This window comes from Streptomyces sp. NPDC051286, assembly GCF_044455345.1.
Taxonomy (GTDB): Bacteria; Actinomycetota; Actinomycetes; order Streptomycetales; family Streptomycetaceae; genus Streptomyces.
Genome location: NZ_JBITER010000002.1, coordinates 141,872 through 159,787, shown reverse-complemented (window position 1 = coordinate 159,787; position 17,916 = coordinate 141,872). Strand labels below are relative to the sequence as shown.

Here is a 17,916-nt window from a genome sequence, read left to right as displayed (position 1 = left end):
GAAACCGCCGCCGCCCCTGGCGCTGGCCGCCTTGCCGGCGATGCGTCAGGACGAACTGGGCCATCGCGCGGGCGAGCTCACCGGACTGAACGGTGCGTACCGAGAGGCGACCGGGCGGCGCAATGACGGCGTGGCCCGGAGGTGCTGCACGGCCGCACACCGCTTCTTCCAGCTTCAGCAGGGAGCCCGCACCGAGTTGCTCTGCCTGATGAAGGGCCTGCCGGTGGCGGTGTCGTCCCGGAACCCTCTCCGGCAGACAGCGCTCGGCACCGTGGGGCGGACTCTCAGGGCGCCCCACGACAGCAGCACACCCGGCATGCAGACGTCCGTTCAGGACGCCCGTATGCCGGGTGCGGCTGAGAAGGCGACGGAATCAGTCGGTGAGGTTCACCGAACGGGCCGAGGTCGCGCCGATCTCCTCGGCGATCTCGCTGAGCACCGCCTGCGGAACGTTGTCGTCGACGGTGAGCACGACCAGCGCCTCGCCACCCACGTCCGCTCGCGAGACCTGCATGCCCGCGATGTTCAGCCCGGCCTCGCCGAGGATCTTGCCGACCGTGCCGACGACGCCGGGACGGTCCTCGTAGCTCAGGACGACCATGTGATCGGCGAGCGCCAGGTCCACATCGTGCTCACCGATCGCGACGATCTTCTGCAGGTGCTTGGGCCCGGCCAGCGTGCCGGAGACCGCGACCTCCTCGCCGTCGGCGAGCGTGCCACGCACGGTCACCACATTGCGGTGGTCCGGCGACTCGGAGCTGGTGGTGAGGCGGACCTCGACACCGCGCTCCTGGGCGAAGAGCGGGGCGTTGACGTAGGACACGGTCTCATCGACGACGTCCTCGAAGACACCCTTGAGCGCGGAGAGCTCGAGCACCTTCACGTCGTGCTGGGTGATCTCGCCGTACACCTCGACGTCGAGGCGGGCCGCGACCTCGCCCGCGAGCGCGGTGAAGATACGGCCGAGCTTCTCGGCGAGGGGCAGCCCAGGACGTACGTCCTCGGCGATGACGCCGCCCTGGACGTTGACCGCGTCCGGCACGAGCTCACCGGCCAGCGCGAGGCGCACGGACTTGGCGACCGCGATGCCCGCCTTCTCCTGGGCCTCGTCGGTGGAGGCACCGAGGTGCGGCGTGCAGACGACCTGGTCGAACTCGAACAGCGGGGAGTCCGTGCAGGGCTCCTTCGTGTACACGTCCAGACCGGCGCCGGCGACGCGGCCCTCCTTGAGGGCGGAGGCGAGCGCCTCCTCGTCGACGATGCCGCCGCGCGCGGCGTTGACGATCCGCACCGAGGGCTTCACCTTGTGCAGCGCCTCGTCGCCGATCAGGCCGAGCGTCTCAGGGGTCTTGGGCAGGTGCACGGTGATGAAGTCGGAGACTCCGAGCAGCTCGTCCAGCGCGAGGAGCTTGACGCCCATCTGCGCGGCACGGGCCGGCTGCACGTAGGGGTCGTACGCGACGATCTTCATGCCGAAGGCCGACATGCGCTGTGCGACCAGGACACCGATGCGGCCGAGGCCGACGACACCCAGGGTCTTCTCGCTCAGCTCGACGCCGGTGTACTTGGAGCGCTTCCATTCGCCCTTCTTGAGGGCGGTGTTGGCCTGGGGGATGTTGCGCGCGGTGGCGACCAGCAGACCGCAGGCCAGCTCGGCGGCGGTGACGATGTTGGAGGTCGGGGCGTTGACGACCATCACGCCGGCCTTGGTGGCCGCGGAGACGTCGACATTGTCCAGACCGACGCCCGCGCGGGCAACGACCTTCAGCTTCTTCGCGGCGACAATGGCCTCGGCGTCGACCTTGGTGGCGGAACGCACCAGGATGGCGTCGACATCGGCGATCGCCGGGAGGAGCTCGGCGCGGTCCGCGCCGTTGCAGTGCCGGATGTCGAAATCCGGGCCCAGCGCGTCAACCGTGGCAGGCGACAGCTCTTCAGCGATGAGTACGACAGGTTTCGAGCTCACGTGAGTCCTCACAGGTCCAGTGCGGACGGCCGTCCCGACGGCCGCAGGCGGTGGAGGGGCTTGCCGCGTGGAAGACGCACGACACTGTGGGCCTGACGCGTATATGTGCAGAAGTGTAGTCATGCGCGAGGGCGCATTCTGCGCCCCGTTGGAAGGATCACCCACACGGGGCTGGACGACTTGTACACACGTACGACGCCGCCTCTTCCAGCGGTGTTGTGATGGATACGCCGCGGGGCGGGTCCGAAGACCCGCCCCACGGCGAAGGACTTACGCGTCCTCGTCGTTGACCCAGCTCATGAGCTTGCGCAGCTCACGGCCGGTGGTCTCCAGCAGGTGGTCGCTGTCGGCCTTCTTGTACTCGTTGTACTTGGGCAGACCGTTGTGGTACTCGGCCATCCAGTTCTTGGCGAAGGTGCCGTCCTGGATCTCGGCGAGGACCTTCTTCATCTCGGCCTTGGTGGCGTCCGTGATGATCCGCGGGCCGGTGACGTAGTCGCCCCACTCGGCGGTCTCCGAGATGGACCAGCGCATCTTCTCCAGGCCGCCCTCGTACATGAGGTCGACGATGAGCTTCAGCTCGTGGAGGCACTCGAAGTACGCGATCTCCGGCTGGTAGCCGGCCTCGGTCAGGGTCTCGAAACCGGCCTTGACCAGAGCGGCGGTGCCACCACAGAGGACGGCCTGCTCACCGAACAGGTCGGTCTCGGTCTCCTCCGTGAAGGTCGTCTTGATGACGCCGGCGCGGGTACCGCCGATGCCCTTCGCGTACGAGAGGGCGAGCGCCAGGCCGTTGCCCGAGGCGTCCTGCTCGACGGCCACGATGCACGGAACGCCGCGGCCCTCCTCATACTGACGGCGGACCAGGTGGCCCGGGCCCTTCGGGGCGACCATGCAGACGTCGACGTTGGCCGGCGGCTTGATGAAACCGAACCGGATGTTCAGACCGTGGCCGAAGAACAGCGCGTCGCCGTCCTTGAGGTTGTCCTTGATGGACTCCTCGTAGACCTGGGCCTGGATCGGGTCCGGGACGAGGATCATGATGACGTCGGCCTCGGCGGCGGCCTGATACGGGGTCACCACGCGCAGGCCCTGCTCCTCGGCCTTGGCCTTGGACTTGGAGCCCTCGTGCAGCCCCACACGGACGTCGACACCCGAGTCACGCAGCGACAGCGCGTGGGCGTGGCCCTGGCTGCCGTAGCCGATGACCGCGACTTTGCGGCCCTGGATGATGGACAGGTCGGCATCGTCGTCGTAGAACAGCTCGGCCACTGGGTCTTCTCCTTGGTGTGCAGGTGGTGCGTCCCACCGTACGGCGGGGTGCGTCAGAAACGTTTTCGGGTCTCGCCATGCGAGCGGCGAGGGGGTGGCGGCTACGGCGTGTTTCGAAAGTAGCGTCGTCCGCCCGTAGGGCGGGCCAGGCGTCGCATGGCAGGCGGGACTTTCGAAACACGCCCCAGGAGGGTGCTGAAGATCTTGGCCGGATCAGCGAGCGGCGTCCGGTGCGTGCAGCTGCAAGGCGCCGAAGCGGCCTCATAGCGGAGCTATCAGGCCGTTTTGGCAACGCCGCAGATGTGCGTGCAAGGCGTCGGGAGCCCGGCCAAGATCTTCAGTGCCCTCCTAGGCCGTACGGTCGAGTGCGCGCAGCGAACGGTCGGTGATCGAGCGCGCGCCGCGCCCTATGGCGATGGTGCCGGACTGGACGAGCTCCTTGATGCCGTACTGCTCCAGCATCTTGAGCATGGCCTCCAGCTTGTCGGCGCCGCCGGTCGCCTCGATCGTGACGGCCTCCGGAGAGACATCCACGGTCTTGGCTCGGAACAGCTGAACGATCTCGACGATCTGGGAGCGGGTCTCGTTGTCGGCGCGGACCTTCACCAGGACGAGCTCACGCTGGATCGCAGCGGAGGGCTCGAGTTCGACGATCTTCAGTACGTTGACCAGCTTGTTGAGCTGCTTGGTCACCTGCTCGAGGGGCAGGTCCTCGACACTCACGACGATGGTGATGCGGGAGATGTCGGGATGCTCGGTGGTACCGACCGCAAGTGAGTCGATATTGAAGCCGCGGCGGGAGAACAGGGCCGTGATCCGGGCGAGGACACCGGGCTTGTTCTCGACCAGGACGGAGAGCGTGTGCTTGCTGGACATGGAGTCGGTCTCTCTCTGTCTCTCAGTCGTCTTCGTTGTCGCCGAAGTCGGGGCGGACACCGCGGGCGGCCATGACCTCGTCATTGGAGGTACCGGCGGCGACCATCGGCCAGACCATGGCGTCCTCGTGGACGATGAAGTCGATCACAACGGGGCGGTCGTTGATGGAGTTGGCCTCGGCGATGACCTTGTCCAGGTCGGCCGGGTCCTCGCAGCGGATCGCGTAGCACCCCATGGCCTCGGACAGCTTGACGAAGTCCGGGACCCGGGTCCCCTTCGCCGGGGTGCCCTCGGTGTCGGCGCCGGAGTGCAGCACGGTGTTGGAGTACCGCTGGTTGTAGAACAGGGTCTGCCACTGGCGGACCATCCCGAGCGCGCCGTTGTTGATGATCGCGACCTTGATCGGGATGTTGTTGAGCGCGCAGGTGGTCAGTTCCTGGTTGGTCATCTGGAAGCAGCCGTCGCCGTCGATCGCCCAGACCGTACGGTCCGGCATGCCGGCCTTCGCGCCCATAGCGGCCGGGACCGCGTAGCCCATCGTTCCGGCGCCGCCGGAGTTCAGCCAGGTGGCAGGCTTCTCGAACCGGATGAAGTGCGAGGCCCACATCTGGTGCTGGCCGACGCCCGCCGCGAAGATCGTGTCCTCGGGGGCCAGCTCGCCGATGCGCTGGATGACCTGCTGCGGCGAGAGGCTGCCGTCCTCCGGCAGGTCGTAGCCGACGGGGTAGGTGTCGCGCCAGCGGTTGAGGTCCTTCCACCAGGCGGAGTAGTCGCCGACGTGACCGTCGGTGTGCTCCGCCTGGACCGCCTGGACGAGGTCGGCGATGACCTCGCGGGCGTCACCGACGATCGGCACGTCGGCAGCGCGGTTCTTGCCGATCTCCGCCGGGTCGATGTCGGCGTGGACGATCTTTGCGTACGGGGCGAAGCTGTCCAGCTTGCCGGTGACGCGGTCGTCGAAACGGGCTCCGAGGGCGACGATCAGGTCGGCCTTCTGCAGCGCGGTGACGGCGGTGACCGAACCGTGCATGCCCGGCATTCCCACGTGCAGCGGGTGGCTGTCGGGGAACGAACCGAGCGCCATCAGGGTGGTGGTGACAGGCGCTCCGGTGAGCTCGGCGAGCACCTTCAGTTCGGCGGTGGCGCCGGCCTTCATGACGCCGCCGCCGACGTACAGCACGGGGCGCTTGGCCTGGGTGATGAGCCGGGCGGCCTCGCGGATCTGCTTGGCGTGCGGCTTGGTGACCGGACGGTAGCCGGGCAGGTCCTGGGTCGGCGGCCAGCTGAACGTGGTCTGTGCCTGCAGGGCGTCCTTGGCGATGTCGACGAGGACGGGTCCCGGACGGCCGGTGGAGGCGATGTGGAAGGCCTCGGCGATCGTGTGCGGGATGTCCTCGGCACGGGTGACCAGGAAGTTGTGCTTGGTGACCGGCATCGTGATGCCGCAGATGTCGGCCTCCTGGAAGGCGTCCGTACCGATCGCCTTCGAGGCGACCTGGCCGGTGATCGCGACCAGCGGGACGGAGTCCATGTGCGCGTCGGCGATCGGGGTGACCAGGTTGGTGGCGCCGGGGCCCGAGGTGGCCATGCAGACACCGACCTTGCCGGTGGCCTGCGCGTAGCCGGTGGCGGCGTGGCCCGCACCCTGCTCGTGGCGGACCAGCACATGACGGACCCGGGTGGAGTCCATCATCGGGTCGTACGCCGGAAGGATGGCGCCGCCGGGAATGCCGAATACCGTGTCGGCCCCCACCTCCTCAAGAGACCGGATGAGGGACTGCGCACCCGTGACGTGCTCAACGGTGGCGGGGGACGATCCGCCGCTACGGGCCCGCGGCTGCGGATGGTGGGCCCCGGTGGCCTGCTCGGTCATCGGCATTCTCTTCTCGAAGCTGAGGGTTTTTGCGGGGTTTTGGGGTGTACCGGTGCAACAAAAAACCCCTCGTGCCGTGAGGCAAGCGAGGGGAGCGCGTCGGTGTGGTCTGCAGAGTGCCAACGAGGGCCCCTGCTTCAGCCGACGCGCTTTCCAAGTACGAGAATTCGGGTGCGCATGGCATTGACCCTCTCTCCGACGCGGCCGACGTGTCAAGTTGGTGGGATGGGCGTCTCAGCATGTGAGCCGCTGAGGAGTGGGATCGAGCCGCCTGCCAGGACGGGCTGCGCGACCGGACCCCCGGGGACCGGGAACTCGCCGCGGGCCAGTGCGCGGCGCAGCCGGTACTCGTCCAGTGGCCCCGAGAAGGCCATTCCCTGCCCATGCGTACAGCCCATGGCGCGCAGCGCGAGGACCTGCTCCGGTACGTCGACACCGTCGGCGACGGACTGCAGACCGAGATCGCAGGCGATCCTCAGCAGCCCGCTGGTGATCTTGTGCAGCCGGGCCGATTCCACGACGCCCTCGACGAGACCGCGGTCCAGTTTCAGTACGTCGACGGGGAGCCGGCGCAGCGCGTTGATCGCGGCGTAACCGCTGCCGAAGCCGTCGAGCGCGATCCGTACGCCGAGCCGGCGCAGCGCGACGAGGCGCTGTTCGAGCTCATCGAAGGAGACCCGGGGGTCGCTGTCGGAGACCTCGATCATCAGTGCCCCTGACGGCAGGCTGTAGCGGGTGAGGAGGGCCTCGACAGAACCGAACGGCATCGCCTTGTCCAGCAGTCTGCGGGCGGACATCCGGACGGCCACGGAGACGTGGTGCCCGGCCCTGGCCCGGGCCGCGGCCTGCTCGACGGCCTCTTCGAGGAGCCAGCGGCCGAGCTCGGCGGTGCGGTCGCTGTCCTCGGCAACACGGAGGAACTCGGCGGGGGTGAACAGGATTCCCTGGGCGGAGCGCCAGCGGGCCTGTGCGGCGACGGCGGCGACATTGCCGGTGGCGAGATGGATCACGGGCTGGTGGAGCAGGGCGAACTCGCCGTCCCGCAGGGCGGTTCGCAGCCGGGCCGCGAGTTCCGAGCGGCGTACCACATCGGCCTGCATCTGCGGGGCGTACAGCTCGACGCGGTCCTTACCGCTCGCCTTGGCCCGGTACATCGCGAGATCGGCGTTGCGCATGAGGTCGGTCGGGGTGATGGCGGGCTCGGCGAAGGCGACGCCGATGGAGGCGGCGACGCGGACGTCGCCGCCGCCGATCCGATAAGGCTGGGAGAGCATGAGGCGCAGCCGGTCGGCGATCTCGTGGACCTGGTACTCACGCGCCGACTGGTCACGGGTGCCGTCGCCGAGGATCAGCGCCGCGAACTCGTCGCCGCCGAGGCGGGCGGCGGTGTCCCCCACCCGTACGGACTCCTGGAGGCGGCGGGCGGCCTGGATGAGCAGCTCGTCACCCGCCTGGTGGCCCAGCCGGTCGTTGACCGCCTTGAAGCCGTCGAGGTCGATGAAGAGCACCGCGGTGCCCGGGTCGCCGGAGCGGCGGCCACCGAGAGCCTGCCGGACCCGGTCGGTGAACAGGGCGCGGTTGGGCAGGTCGGTGAGCGGGTCGTGCTCGGCGTTGTGCTGCAGCTGGGCCTGGAGCCGGACCCGTTCGGTCACGTCCCGGCTGTTGAGGATCAGGCCGCCCTGGTGACGGTTGACGGTGGACTCGACATTGAGCCAGTCACCGGTGCCGGATCTGAACCGGCACTCGATCCGGGTGGTGGGTTCCTCGCTGGGCGGGGCGGCCAGGAACCGCCGCACCTCGTGGACCACGCGCCCCAGGTCCTCGGGATGGATGATCGAGGCGAGCTCGGCGCCGATCAGGTCGTCGGCCTCGCGCCCGTACACCCCGGAGGCGGCAGGGCTGACGTACCGGAGTATGCCGGTGGGTGCGGCGATCATGATGACGTCGCTGGAGCCCTGGACCAGGGAGCGGAAGTGGTTCTCCTTCTGCGCCAGCTCCTGGGTGAGGGCGATGTTGTCGACGAGCATGATGCCCTGCCGGACGACCAGGGCGAGCACCACCATGCACCCGGTGATTACCACGACGCGGTCCACCCTGTGGCCCTCGATGACGTTGTAGAGAATGCCGAGGGTGCAGACGGCCGCGGCGAGATACGGCGTCAGGGCGGCCAGCGAACCGGCGATCGGACGGCTGGTGGTCCGCGCGGCGGGGCGCTGTTCGACAGCGTTGTCCGATGCCCGGTTCGCACCCCAGGGGGCGTACGCGAGGAGCAGCGACCCGGCGAACCAGCCGGCGTCCAGCAACTGGCCGGAGTGGTAGGTCTGACGGAGCAGCGGCGAGGTGAACAGCGCGTCCGACAGGACGGTCAGGGCGAGCGCGGCGATGGCGGTGTTCACCGCGGAGCGGTTGACGTTGGACCGCCGGAAGTGCAGGGCGAGGACCATGGAGACCAGCACGATGTCGAGCAGCGGATAGGCGAGCGAGAGCGCCGCGCGGGCCACGCTCGTCCCCCCGGCGTCCGCGAGGTGCGCGGTGTGGGCGAGGGCGAGGCTCCAGGACAGGGTCAGGAGTGATCCGCCGATCAGCCAGGAGTCCAGTACGAGACAGACCCAGCCGGCCCGCGTGGCGGGGCGTTTGGCGAGGACGAGCAGTCCAACGATCGCGGGTGGGGCGAAGCAGAGGTAGAAGACGTCGGCGAGGGACGGGGTGGGCACCGGGAGCCCGAGCACGACCTCGTACCACCCCCAGACGGCGTTCCCCCCGGCGGCCATCAGCGAGGAGAGCGAGAACAGCAGCCAGGCGGGCCGGAATCGGCTCTCTGCGGCGCGCGCGTAGAGGAAGCAGGAGACAGCCGCGATCAGGGCGGCACCGCTGAGGCCGAAGTCACCCATGACGAGTGCCAGTTCGGACGAGCCCCAGCCCAGGGCCGCCCCCACGGCGTAACCACCGCAGACCAGGCCGAGGAGGATCTGCGAGACCAGCCCGGAGGCCCCGCCGGCGGTCGGCTGCCGGGAGAGGAGCGCCCCGAGTCCGCCTGCCGAGGCGCTCACCGGGGTGCGCCCGATGTCATCGGATGGGCGCGGGCCCGGCAGGGTGGCCGGCCCGGCGGTCGCCGTCGACCGCCCTGTCGCGTCGGATCGTTCGTCCATCGGCCATACATCGCCCGTCGCCCCCCTCGCGTTCCGCTGCCACCCCGGTGCCGCCCCTTCCACAACGCAGCCCCCCATCCGGGACGATACACCAGACTCGTCACGCAGCGACATAGCCCCTCTACTCTGCGTGACGGTCTGGGGGGTTGTCGACACGGTGTGCTGCGGACCGGCCGCAGTGTGGTCAGCCGGTGGTGAGTACGACGTTCTGCACCGGCTTCCCCGCTGCGAACCGGGTGAGCTGGCCGGCCAGCAGGCGCTTGGCGCGCGGCAGGAATGCCGAGGTGCTGCCTCCCACATGCGGCGTGATCAGGACGTTCGGAGCATGCCAGAGGGGATGACCGGCGGGCAGCGGTTCGGGGTCGGTGACATCGAGAGCGGCGCGCAACCGGCCGGACTCGAGTTCGGAGAGCAGGGCCCCGGTGTCCACGACGCCGCCGCGCGCGACGTTCACGAGCAGCGCGCCGTCCGCCATCGCGGCCAGGAAGTCGGCGCCCACCAGCCCTTGCGTGGAGGCGTTCAGCGGAGTGGACAGGACGACGATGTCGGCCTCGGGCAGCAGTGCGGGCAGGTCGTCGAGCGCGTGTACGGGGCCGCGCGCAGTGGTCCGTGCGGAGCGCGCGACGCGCGCCACCCGCGCACACTCGAAGGGCACGAGCCGGTCCTCGATGGCGGCGCCGATCGATCCGTACCCCACGATCAGTACGGACTTGTCCGCGAGCGCCGGGTAGAAGCCGGAACGCCACTCCTCCTTGTCCTGTCCGTGGACGAATCCGGGGAAGCCGCGCAGCGAGGCGAGTATCAGGGCGAGGGTGAGCTCCGCCGTCGAGGCCTCGTGGACGCCCTTGGCGTTGCACAGCCGCACCCCGGCGGGCAACTGGCCGAGCCCCGGCTGGACATGATCGATGCCCGCGGAGAGCGTCTGCACGACCTGCACGGCCCGCATCCCGGCGAGCGGGCGGACCGCGATCTCCATGCCCTTCATGTAGGGAACAACGTAGAAGGCGCAGTCCGCGGGATCGGCGGGAAAGTCCTGCGCGCCGTCCCAGAACCGGTAGTTGAGACCCTTGGGGAGCCCTCCGATCTCGTCGGCCGGAATCGGCAGCCATACGTCGGGAGTCTTTATAGAAGTCATGGTCAGGAGGCTATGCGAAGCCCTGCGGGCGGCAGAGGTTACTTTTGGGTGCGGTGCGGTCCCCTGACGGCGGGGCCGAGTGCCTCGCCGGGCGGGGTACCAAGGAGGGTTCGGGGAGTTGGAGCGCAGGAGTCTCGGGGCGGCGGCGCTCGCCGTGGGTGCGGTCGGACTCGGCTGCATGCCTATGAGCTGGGCGTACAGCGCGTCGCAACAGCGTGGTGACCGTGCGTTGCGAGCGGTGCACGCCGCGCTCGACGCGGGTGCCGATCTGCTCGACACGGCCGACATGTACGGCCCCTTCACCAATGAGCTCCTGCTCGGCAGGGCGCTGAAGGGGCGCCGGGACAAGGCGTTCGTCTCCACCAAGTGCGGGCTGCTGGTGGGCGATCAGCACATCGTGGCCAATGGCCGTCCCGGCTATGTGCGCCGGGCCTGTGACGCGTCGCTGCGCCGGCTGCAGACCGATGTGATCGACCTGTACCACCTGCACCGGGCCGACCCCGAGGTGCCGGTGGAGGAGACCTGGGGGGCGATGGCGGAGCTGGTCACCGCGGGGAAGGTGCGGGCGCTCGGGCTGAGTGCGGTCGGGGCACGGGCCTCGCGCCGGCCGGGGGCGCGGATGCATGACGGAACGATCCTGCAGCTGGAGCGGGTGCAGCAGGTCTTTCCGGTGAGCGCGGTCCAGGCGGAACTCTCGGTGTGGTCGCCGGAGGCGCTGGACGCGCTGCTGCCGTGGTGCGAGGCGCGGGGTGTGGGTCTGCTGGCTGCGATGCCGCTGGGGAACGGCTATCTGACGGGCACGCTGACGCCGGGCCAGGGCTTCGAGCCGGACGATCTTCGGGCCAGGCATCCGCGGTTCACCGCCGAGATGATGGCGGCGAACCAGCCGCTGGTGGTGGGGCTTCGCCGGATCGCTGAGCGGCACGGGGCGACTCCGGCCCAGGTGGCGCTGGCCTGGGTGCTGCGGCAGGGCCCGCATGTGGTGCCGGTGCCGGGCACGAAGCGGGAGCAGTGGGCGGTGGAGAACGCGGGGGCGGCCGGGCTGGAGCTGACAGCGCAGGATCTGGCCGAGATCGCGCGGTTGCCGCGGGCGCGGGGGTCGTGGGACTGAGAGCGGGGGTGCGCGGGTCCTGCACCCGCCGAGAAAATTCGTGGGCTTGCGGAACCCGGGGCCGGGCTGCGGTGTAGGAACAGTAGTCAGGCAGCCGTCGGAGGGGCCGGTGCTGTGCGCATTGCTGTATTCGGATCGCCGAGAACCCCTACAAGACACCCACGCGTCCTCCCGGGCGCGCGCCGCGCGGCGGTGGCCGCGCTGGCTGCGGGCTCGCTGCTCCTGTCCGCGGGATGCTCGTCGAACGACGACTCGGGAAACACGCGGGTTCGCTCCACTGGCGCACCCGGCACGTCGTCCTCCTCACCGTCCTCCTCTCCACCGGCGGCGAAGGGCTCGGTGAAGGTGGTGTCGACGCTGACAGAGGGGCTCGCTTCTCCATGGGGGCTGGCGGAGTTGCCGGGCGGCGATCTGCTGGTGTCCTCGCGCGACCGGAGAACGATCACCCGGATCGACGGCAGCACCGGGAAGCAGACGCTGGTGGGCACCGTGCCCGGTGTATCGCCCGCCGGGGAGGGCGGGCTGCTGGGAATCGCGGTCTCCCCGGCGTTCGACACGGACCATCTGCTGTACGCGTACTTCACGACCGCGTCCGACAACCGCATCGCGCGGATGCGGTACGACGGGACCGGCAGGGCTCCCGGCCGGCAGCTGGGTGCACCGCACACGATCCTGCGGGGCATCCCGAAGGGCTACATCCACAACGGCGGCCGGATCGCCTTCGGCCCGGACGGCATGCTGTACGCGGGCACGGGCGAGACAGGGCAGGCCAGGGAGCTCTCACAGGACAAGAAGTCCCTGGCGGGCAAGATCCTGCGGATGACCCCGGACGGCAGACCTGCACCGGGCAACCCCGTGCCCGGCTCGCTGATGTATTCGTATGGGCACCGCAATGTGCAGGGTCTGGCCTGGGACGGGCAGAAACGGCTGTGGGCGTCCGAATTCGGGCAGGACACCTGGGACGAGCTGAATCAGATCGTGCCCGGCGGGAATTACGGCTGGCCGAAGTACGAGGGCAAGGTGGGCAAGGCGGGTTTTGTCGACCCCGTGGCCCAGTGGAGACCGTCCGAGGCATCCCCGAGCGGGATCGCCTTCGCCCAGGGCTCGATCTGGATGGCGGCCCTGCGCGGTGAGCGGCTCTGGAGGATTCCGCTGTCCGGCAACCCGGGCAGGGAACCTCTGGCAGCCCCGCAGTCGTTTCTGCAAGGGCAGTACGGCCGTCTGCGCACAGTGCTCGCAGCGGGCGGCGACAGACTCTGGCTGGTGACCAGCAACACGGACACCCGCGGCACCCCGAAACCGGGAGACGACAGAATCCTGGTGCTTCAGGTGCGGTAGCGGCGAGACGCCCCGTTACCCCGGTACAGGCGGAGGCGGTGCGCCAGGGCCGCAGCCTCGCCGCGGCTGGAGACGCCGAGTTTGGCAAGGATGTTCGAGACATGCACGCTCGCGGTCTTGGGCGAGATGTACAGCTCCTCGGCAATCCGCCGGTTCGTATACCCCGCAGCGACAAGCCGGTGCACGTCCTGCTCGCGCCTCGTCAGCCCGAACGACTCCAATGCCGCGACGGCGGCGTCCTGGAGCTGGTCCTCGGAGTGCTCCCGCTTCGCGGCCCCGATCGTGGAGCCCGCCTCGGCCGGGACGGTGACGGCGACCGGAATCTCGTCGGGTGAGGAGGCGAGCGGGACGCGCGCGCGGCCGGCCAGCAGCTCGATGGTCTCGGTCAGCGGGCGCGCACCGAGCCGTTCAGCGATGCTGTGGGCGTCGCGCAGGAGGCCGGCCGCCGTGGCACGGTCACCGGAGGCGACGAGGATGGCCTCCGCCCAGCGGTGGTGGACCTGGGCCTGCTCGTACGGGCGGGAGAGGGGGGCGAAGGCGGCGGCCGCGCGGGACCAGTGGTCGGGAGTGTCGCCGCCCTCCGCCCGGGCCAGCTCGGCGTTGATCAGCAGACCGTACGCGGCCCAGACTGGGACGAACATGGGCAACTGCCCCAGGTGCTTACGGATGAGGGCGAGGACCGCAGGCCGACCGGGCTCCGTGGCGGGCAGCCCGCGGGCGTCCGCCTCCGCCGCGGCGGCGGTATGGAGGAGCGGCAGCGCGTACCGCTGGGTGCCGGGCGGGAAGCCCTGCTCCGCCTGCGCCTCGAAGGCGGCTCGCGCCTCCAGGAGGCGCCCCTGTTGCACAGCGAGGGTCATGGCATGACGCACGGGTTCGATGAGGTGCTGGGGCTGCGGGTCGCGTGAACCGAAGTTCCGCCGAGTCAGCGCGAGCTGGACCTCGGCCTCGGCGAAGTCGCCGCGGGCGAGGGCCAGCTCGGTGCGGCGCGCGGCCACGAGGCCTTGCGCCTTGCTGGACTGTGCGGTGCGGGCCGCCGCATCGGTGGTCGCCCGGCTCTCGTCCCAGTGGCCGAGGGAGAAGTACGACGTCGCCTGGTTGGTGCGGACCCACGCCTCCATGTCGGCGACACCGTGGCTGTGGCAGACCTCGATGCCGTGGTCCGCGGCGGCGACCGCTTCCAGGGAGCGGCCCACGGCTTCGAGCGTCGAGGGGAGGTTGATGCTGGCGCGGCCCATGATGCCCACGAGGTGGAGTTCATCGGCCCGGTCGCGGACGGCGTACATCTCGGCGATGCCCTCCTCGATACCACCCGCATCGGCGGTGAGCCAGCCGCGGGTGAGCCGGGCGTGAAGTTCGATGTACTCGTCGCCGACGAGCTGCGCGTACTCCACGGCCCGGTCGACTGCGGCGAGCGTCTCCTCGCCGGGGCGGTGCATGGCACCCCATCCGGCCACGCTCATGAGGACATCGGCGTGGACGGCGGACGGGGGCAGGCCACGGACCAGGTCCTGAGCGATGGCCAGTTCCTGCCAGCCGTCGCCCCGGGCGAGGTCCTGCATCAGCCGGGAGCGCTGCACCCAGAACCAGGCGGCCCGGAGCGGGTCGGGGTCCTCGTCCAGGACCCGTATGGCCTTCTTGGAGATGGCGAGGGCGCGTTCGCGTTCGCCGCCGAAGCGGGCGGCAACGGTGGCTTCGGCCATCAGGTCGAGATAGCGGAGCGGGGTGGTCTCGGGGTCACAGCCACAGGCCGGGTAGACCTCTGCGTAGTCGATGGGGCGCAGGGTGCGGCGTATCTCGTCGGGGACGTCGTCCCACAATTCCATCGCGCGTTCCAGCAGCCGGAGTTGCTCGGTGAACGCGTAGCGACGGCGGGCCTCGACGGAGGCCTTCAGTACGGCGGGAAGGGCCTTGGCCGGATCGTGGGCGCCGTACCAGTAGCTGGCCAGGCGCGTGGCGCGTTCGCCCGTGCGGACGAGCGTGGGGTCGGCCTCCAGTGCCTCGGCGTAGCGGCGGTTGAGGCGGGAGCGTTCGCCGGGCAGCAGGTCGTCGCTGACGGCTTCGCGGACCAGCGAGTGCCGGAAGCGGTAGCCGTTACCCTCCCCCGTGGTGAGCAGCAGGTTGGCGCCGACGGCTCCGCGCAGCGCCTCGATGAGTTCGTCCTCGGTCAGTCCGCAGACGGCGGCCAGCAGTTCGTACTCGACGGTGGAGCCTCCCTCGGCGATGATCCGGGCGATCTTCTGGGCATCCTCGGAGAGCGCTTCGACGCGGACGAGGAGGAGGTCGCGGAGCGAGTCGGAGAGTCCGGCGCTGTCGCAGCACTCCAGGCTGCAGGCGAGCTCTTCGACGAAGAAGGCGTTGCCGTCGGAGCGTTCGAAGATCTCGTCCACGAGGGCGGGCTCGGGGGTGGCCGCGAGAATGCCGGTGAGCTGACGGCGGACCTCGGCGTGGCTGAACCGGGCGAGTTCGATCCGGCGGACGGTGCGCAGGCGGTCCAGTTCGGCGAGGAGGGGGCGCAGGGGGTGGCGGCGGTGGATGTCGTCGGCCCGGTAGGTACCGATGACGACGAGGCGGCCGCTGCGCAGCGTGCGGAAGAGATAGGCGAGGAGGTGACGGGTGGAGGCGTCCGCCCAGTGCAGGTCCTCCAGGACGAAAACGACGGGCCGGTCCGCGGAGATGCGTTCCAGCAGCCGGGCGGTGAGCTCGAAGAGCCGGGCGGTGCCGTGCTCGCCGGTGGCGTCCCGGTCGGCCTCGCCGAGTTCGGGGAGGAGCCGGGCCAGTTCGCCTTCCTGCCCGGCGCAGGCTGCGGCCATCTCCTCGGGCAGGGTACGGCGCAGGGCGCGCAGGGCCGTGGAGAACGGGGCGTACGGCAGCCCGTCGGCGCCGATCTCCACGCAGCCGCCGACGGCGACGACTGCCTCGCGGCGGCCGGCCGCGATCAGGAATTCCTCGACCAGCCGCGTCTTGCCGACGCCGGCCTCGCCACCGATGAGCAGCGCCTGCGGCTCCCCGGCACTGTCGGGGTGTCCGCCGGTGGCACGGGCGAGCGCATCGGTGAGCGAGGTGAGTTCGCCTGCGCGGCCGACGAACACGGGACTGACAGACCTGGTCTCCACGTCGCCGAGCATCGCACATGGGTGCAACACCGTGACGGCGGGAGGGAATTCGGCGCTCATCTCACGCCCGTTACGCGGCGTGGACGAACCTGCTGCGTAGCGAACTCACCGCCCCCTCGTCCTCCTTGTGTGCGGACCGGCGAGCGGCGCGGCGGTCCCGGCGGATCTGCCGGAGGACGCGCTCGTGCTCGGCCCGGTGCAGGAGTTCGGCTTCCCTGATCTTGTGGAGGTCGTACGCGTACATGTGGTTCTCCTGGATGTCGACGGCCCGGTGGGGCCTGGTGGAGGGGCAGTTGGTGGGACGGTCCCGGTTCTGCCGGGCTCGTTCTCTGCCGTGTCTCCACTTTCGTCTTCCAGGGGGTGGCGCCGCATCGGGCGACTTCCGCATCTTTGCGGGGCGGGGGGCCTTAGGCGCAGGCGGCAGGTGCCGCATCCGGACCAAGGCCCCCCGGGCGGATGCCTTAGAGGAACTCAAGAGGAACTCACGAAATGGGAGCCTGATCAGCTCGCGGCGTCTGGTGCGTGCGATCGCAAGGCACCGGGACGCCCTCGGATGGGGTCTCCCCTGCTCGAACGAAGCTGAGAGCTTGGGGAAGGAGCTGCTCAGGCATTCCGGCAACGCCGGAAGCGTGCATGCCACGCCGCGCACGCCCGATTCAGAGGTCGCCCGACAGACTCTGAGGGCACCGCCGGCTGGTGCGTACTGCCCGATCGGCCATCTCTGGCCGGGCCCGATCACCCGCCCCAGCTGCGGCCCGATCCCCTGTCTCAGCCTGCGGCGCTCGCGGTCGGCAGGGGGACGATGAGGTCGAAGTACATACCGACGGAGATCAGCACGCCGAGGACACCGAGTACGATTCCGGCGGTCGCCACGGCGCGGACCCAGCCGGGCTGCGGGTCCCTGGTGGGTGCGCCGAAGGCCGGGCGGACCAGGGCGAAGACACCGACCAGCAGGGCGAGAAGCGCGAAGAGGCCGTTGACGAGGGCGGTGGAGTGCCAGGCGTCGCCGTAGATCTCGGAGATCTGCTGGGCCACGGAGCCACCGGAGGCGGTCTTTATCTGGCCCAGCAGGGTCTCCCGCTCGGCGGCGACCCGGCCCGGCCACGCCCCGGTGAGGCCGACGACTCCGAGGCCGGTGGCGACGACGGCTGCGGCGGCCGCGCCGAGCCCGGACGGCGCCCGGTGGAAGTCGTCGTCCTTCGGATCGAAGTCGAGGTCCGGACCGGAGTCCGAATCGGCGCTGCTGCCGTGCCCGGGACCGTCGCCGTCGCCCGGCGCCCGCCCGCCCTCGGCTTCGCCCTTCGCCTCGTCGGACGCATCGGAAGCGTCCGACGCGCCCTTCACAAGCGTCGTGGATGTCGGGTCCGTGGCTTCGGGCGCCTCGGTGGCAGGGGCTTCGGTGGTCTTGGACGTTGTGGGGTTCATGCGCCGCACGCTAGGCGGCCCGGATGAGAACGCTCTTAACGTCCGGTACCGCCCGGCCCGGAGCGGACCCGCACCAGACAGCAGTACCGTCTCAGCCCCGCTGAGCGCGCCACTCGGGTGCCAGCACGGACCAGATCTCCGAGTCGTGCCGTGTCCCCCGGTACGGGTAGCTCTCCCGGAGCACCCCGTCGCGCGTCATGCCGAGCCGCTTCGCGACCGCGACACTGCGGGTGTTGGCGGAGGAGGCCACCCACTCCACGCGGTGCATCCCGCGCTCCTCGACCGCCCAGTCGATCAGCTTGCGCACCGCCCGGGTCACCAGACCGCGCCCCTCTCCTGCGGACTCCAGCCAGCAGCCGACCTCACAGTTCCCGGACTCGGTGTCGAAGATCCGGAAGAGGACGCCGCCGACGAGCGTGCCGTCCAGCCAGATGCCGTACAGCCGGCCCGTGTCGGCCGCCTGCTTGTCGGCGTACCGCTGCAGCAGGGCGCGCGCCGATTCGAGATCGGTGGCGAAGGCCGCGAAGGGGATCCACGGGTCGACGAGCTCGCGGGCCCGGTCGATGTGCGCAAGGAACTCCTCCGCCTGCCAAACCTCCAGCGGGCGCAGTTCCGCGCCGTCGTCACCCAGGGATACCGCGAACATCGTGCTCCTCCA

The 17,916-nt window shown here is 70.0% G+C and carries 12 protein-coding genes; 2 read left to right on the top strand and 10 right to left on the bottom strand.

Going from position 1 to position 17,916, the window contains the following annotated elements; all coding sequences use genetic code 11:
* Positions 1 to 373: 373 nt before the first annotated feature.
* From serA to ACIBB8_RS03835, 6 genes are all read right to left on the bottom strand, one after another.
* Positions 374 to 1,966 carry a phosphoglycerate dehydrogenase gene (serA, locus tag ACIBB8_RS03860; protein ID WP_398948842.1) on the bottom strand — a complete coding sequence of 531 codons (1,593 nt, stop codon included), beginning with the start codon at positions 1,964 to 1,966 and terminating at the stop codon, positions 374 to 376.
* Positions 1,967 to 2,236: 270 nt separating this feature from the next.
* A complete protein-coding gene (gene ilvC, locus ACIBB8_RS03855) occupies positions 2,237 to 3,238 on the bottom strand; it encodes a ketol-acid reductoisomerase (RefSeq protein WP_398948841.1) in 1,002 nt (333 codons plus the stop codon).
* A 348-nt stretch (positions 3,239 to 3,586) separates the two neighbouring features.
* A complete protein-coding gene (gene ilvN, locus ACIBB8_RS03850; protein WP_037690027.1) occupies positions 3,587 to 4,114 on the bottom strand; it encodes an acetolactate synthase small subunit in 528 nt (175 codons plus the stop codon).
* Between the two features lie 22 nt (positions 4,115 to 4,136).
* Entirely contained in the window at positions 4,137 to 5,993 is a 1,857-nt protein-coding gene (locus ACIBB8_RS03845) for an acetolactate synthase large subunit (protein ID WP_398948840.1), read from the bottom strand.
* A 206-nt stretch (positions 5,994 to 6,199) separates the two neighbouring features.
* Positions 6,200 to 9,136 carry a putative bifunctional diguanylate cyclase/phosphodiesterase gene (locus ACIBB8_RS03840; protein ID WP_398948839.1) on the bottom strand — a complete coding sequence of 979 codons (2,937 nt, stop codon included), beginning with the start codon at positions 9,134 to 9,136 and terminating at the stop codon, positions 6,200 to 6,202.
* Positions 9,137 to 9,320: 184 nt separating this feature from the next.
* Positions 9,321 to 10,271, bottom strand: coding sequence for a 2-hydroxyacid dehydrogenase (locus tag ACIBB8_RS03835; RefSeq protein WP_398948838.1), 951 nt, complete (start codon positions 10,269 to 10,271; stop codon positions 9,321 to 9,323).
* 118 nt (positions 10,272 to 10,389) lie between these two features.
* On the opposite strand from ACIBB8_RS03835, the gene ACIBB8_RS03830 reads away from it, so the two are divergent.
* A complete protein-coding gene (locus tag ACIBB8_RS03830) occupies positions 10,390 to 11,382 on the top strand; it encodes an aldo/keto reductase (RefSeq protein WP_398948837.1) in 993 nt (330 codons plus the stop codon).
* Positions 11,383 to 11,574: 192 nt separating this feature from the next.
* The gene (locus tag ACIBB8_RS03825) at positions 11,575 to 12,720 is read left to right on the top strand and encodes a PQQ-dependent sugar dehydrogenase (RefSeq protein ID WP_398948836.1); all 1,146 of its coding nucleotides are present in this window, start codon (positions 11,575 to 11,577) and stop codon (positions 12,718 to 12,720) included.
* Here the strand turns inward: ACIBB8_RS03825 and ACIBB8_RS03820 are convergent.
* The 4 genes from ACIBB8_RS03820 to ACIBB8_RS03805 form a co-directional block, all read right to left on the bottom strand.
* Positions 12,708 to 15,845: an AAA family ATPase gene (locus ACIBB8_RS03820; protein WP_398948954.1), complete on the bottom strand. Its 3,138-nt coding sequence runs from the start codon at positions 15,843 to 15,845 to the stop codon at positions 12,708 to 12,710. The two genes, ACIBB8_RS03825 and ACIBB8_RS03820, sit on opposite strands and share 13 nt — an antisense overlap.
* A 58-nt stretch (positions 15,846 to 15,903) precedes the next feature.
* The gene (locus ACIBB8_RS03815) at positions 15,904 to 16,077 is read right to left on the bottom strand and encodes a hypothetical protein (RefSeq protein WP_398948835.1); all 174 of its coding nucleotides are present in this window, start codon (positions 16,075 to 16,077) and stop codon (positions 15,904 to 15,906) included.
* Between the two features lie 524 nt (positions 16,078 to 16,601).
* The gene (locus tag ACIBB8_RS03810) at positions 16,602 to 17,258 is read right to left on the bottom strand and encodes a hypothetical protein (RefSeq protein WP_398948834.1); all 657 of its coding nucleotides are present in this window, start codon (positions 17,256 to 17,258) and stop codon (positions 16,602 to 16,604) included.
* Between the two features lie 91 nt (positions 17,259 to 17,349).
* The gene (locus ACIBB8_RS03805; protein ID WP_366136806.1) at positions 17,350 to 17,904 is read right to left on the bottom strand and encodes a GNAT family protein; all 555 of its coding nucleotides are present in this window, start codon (positions 17,902 to 17,904) and stop codon (positions 17,350 to 17,352) included.
* Positions 17,905 to 17,916: the final 12 nt, after the last annotated feature.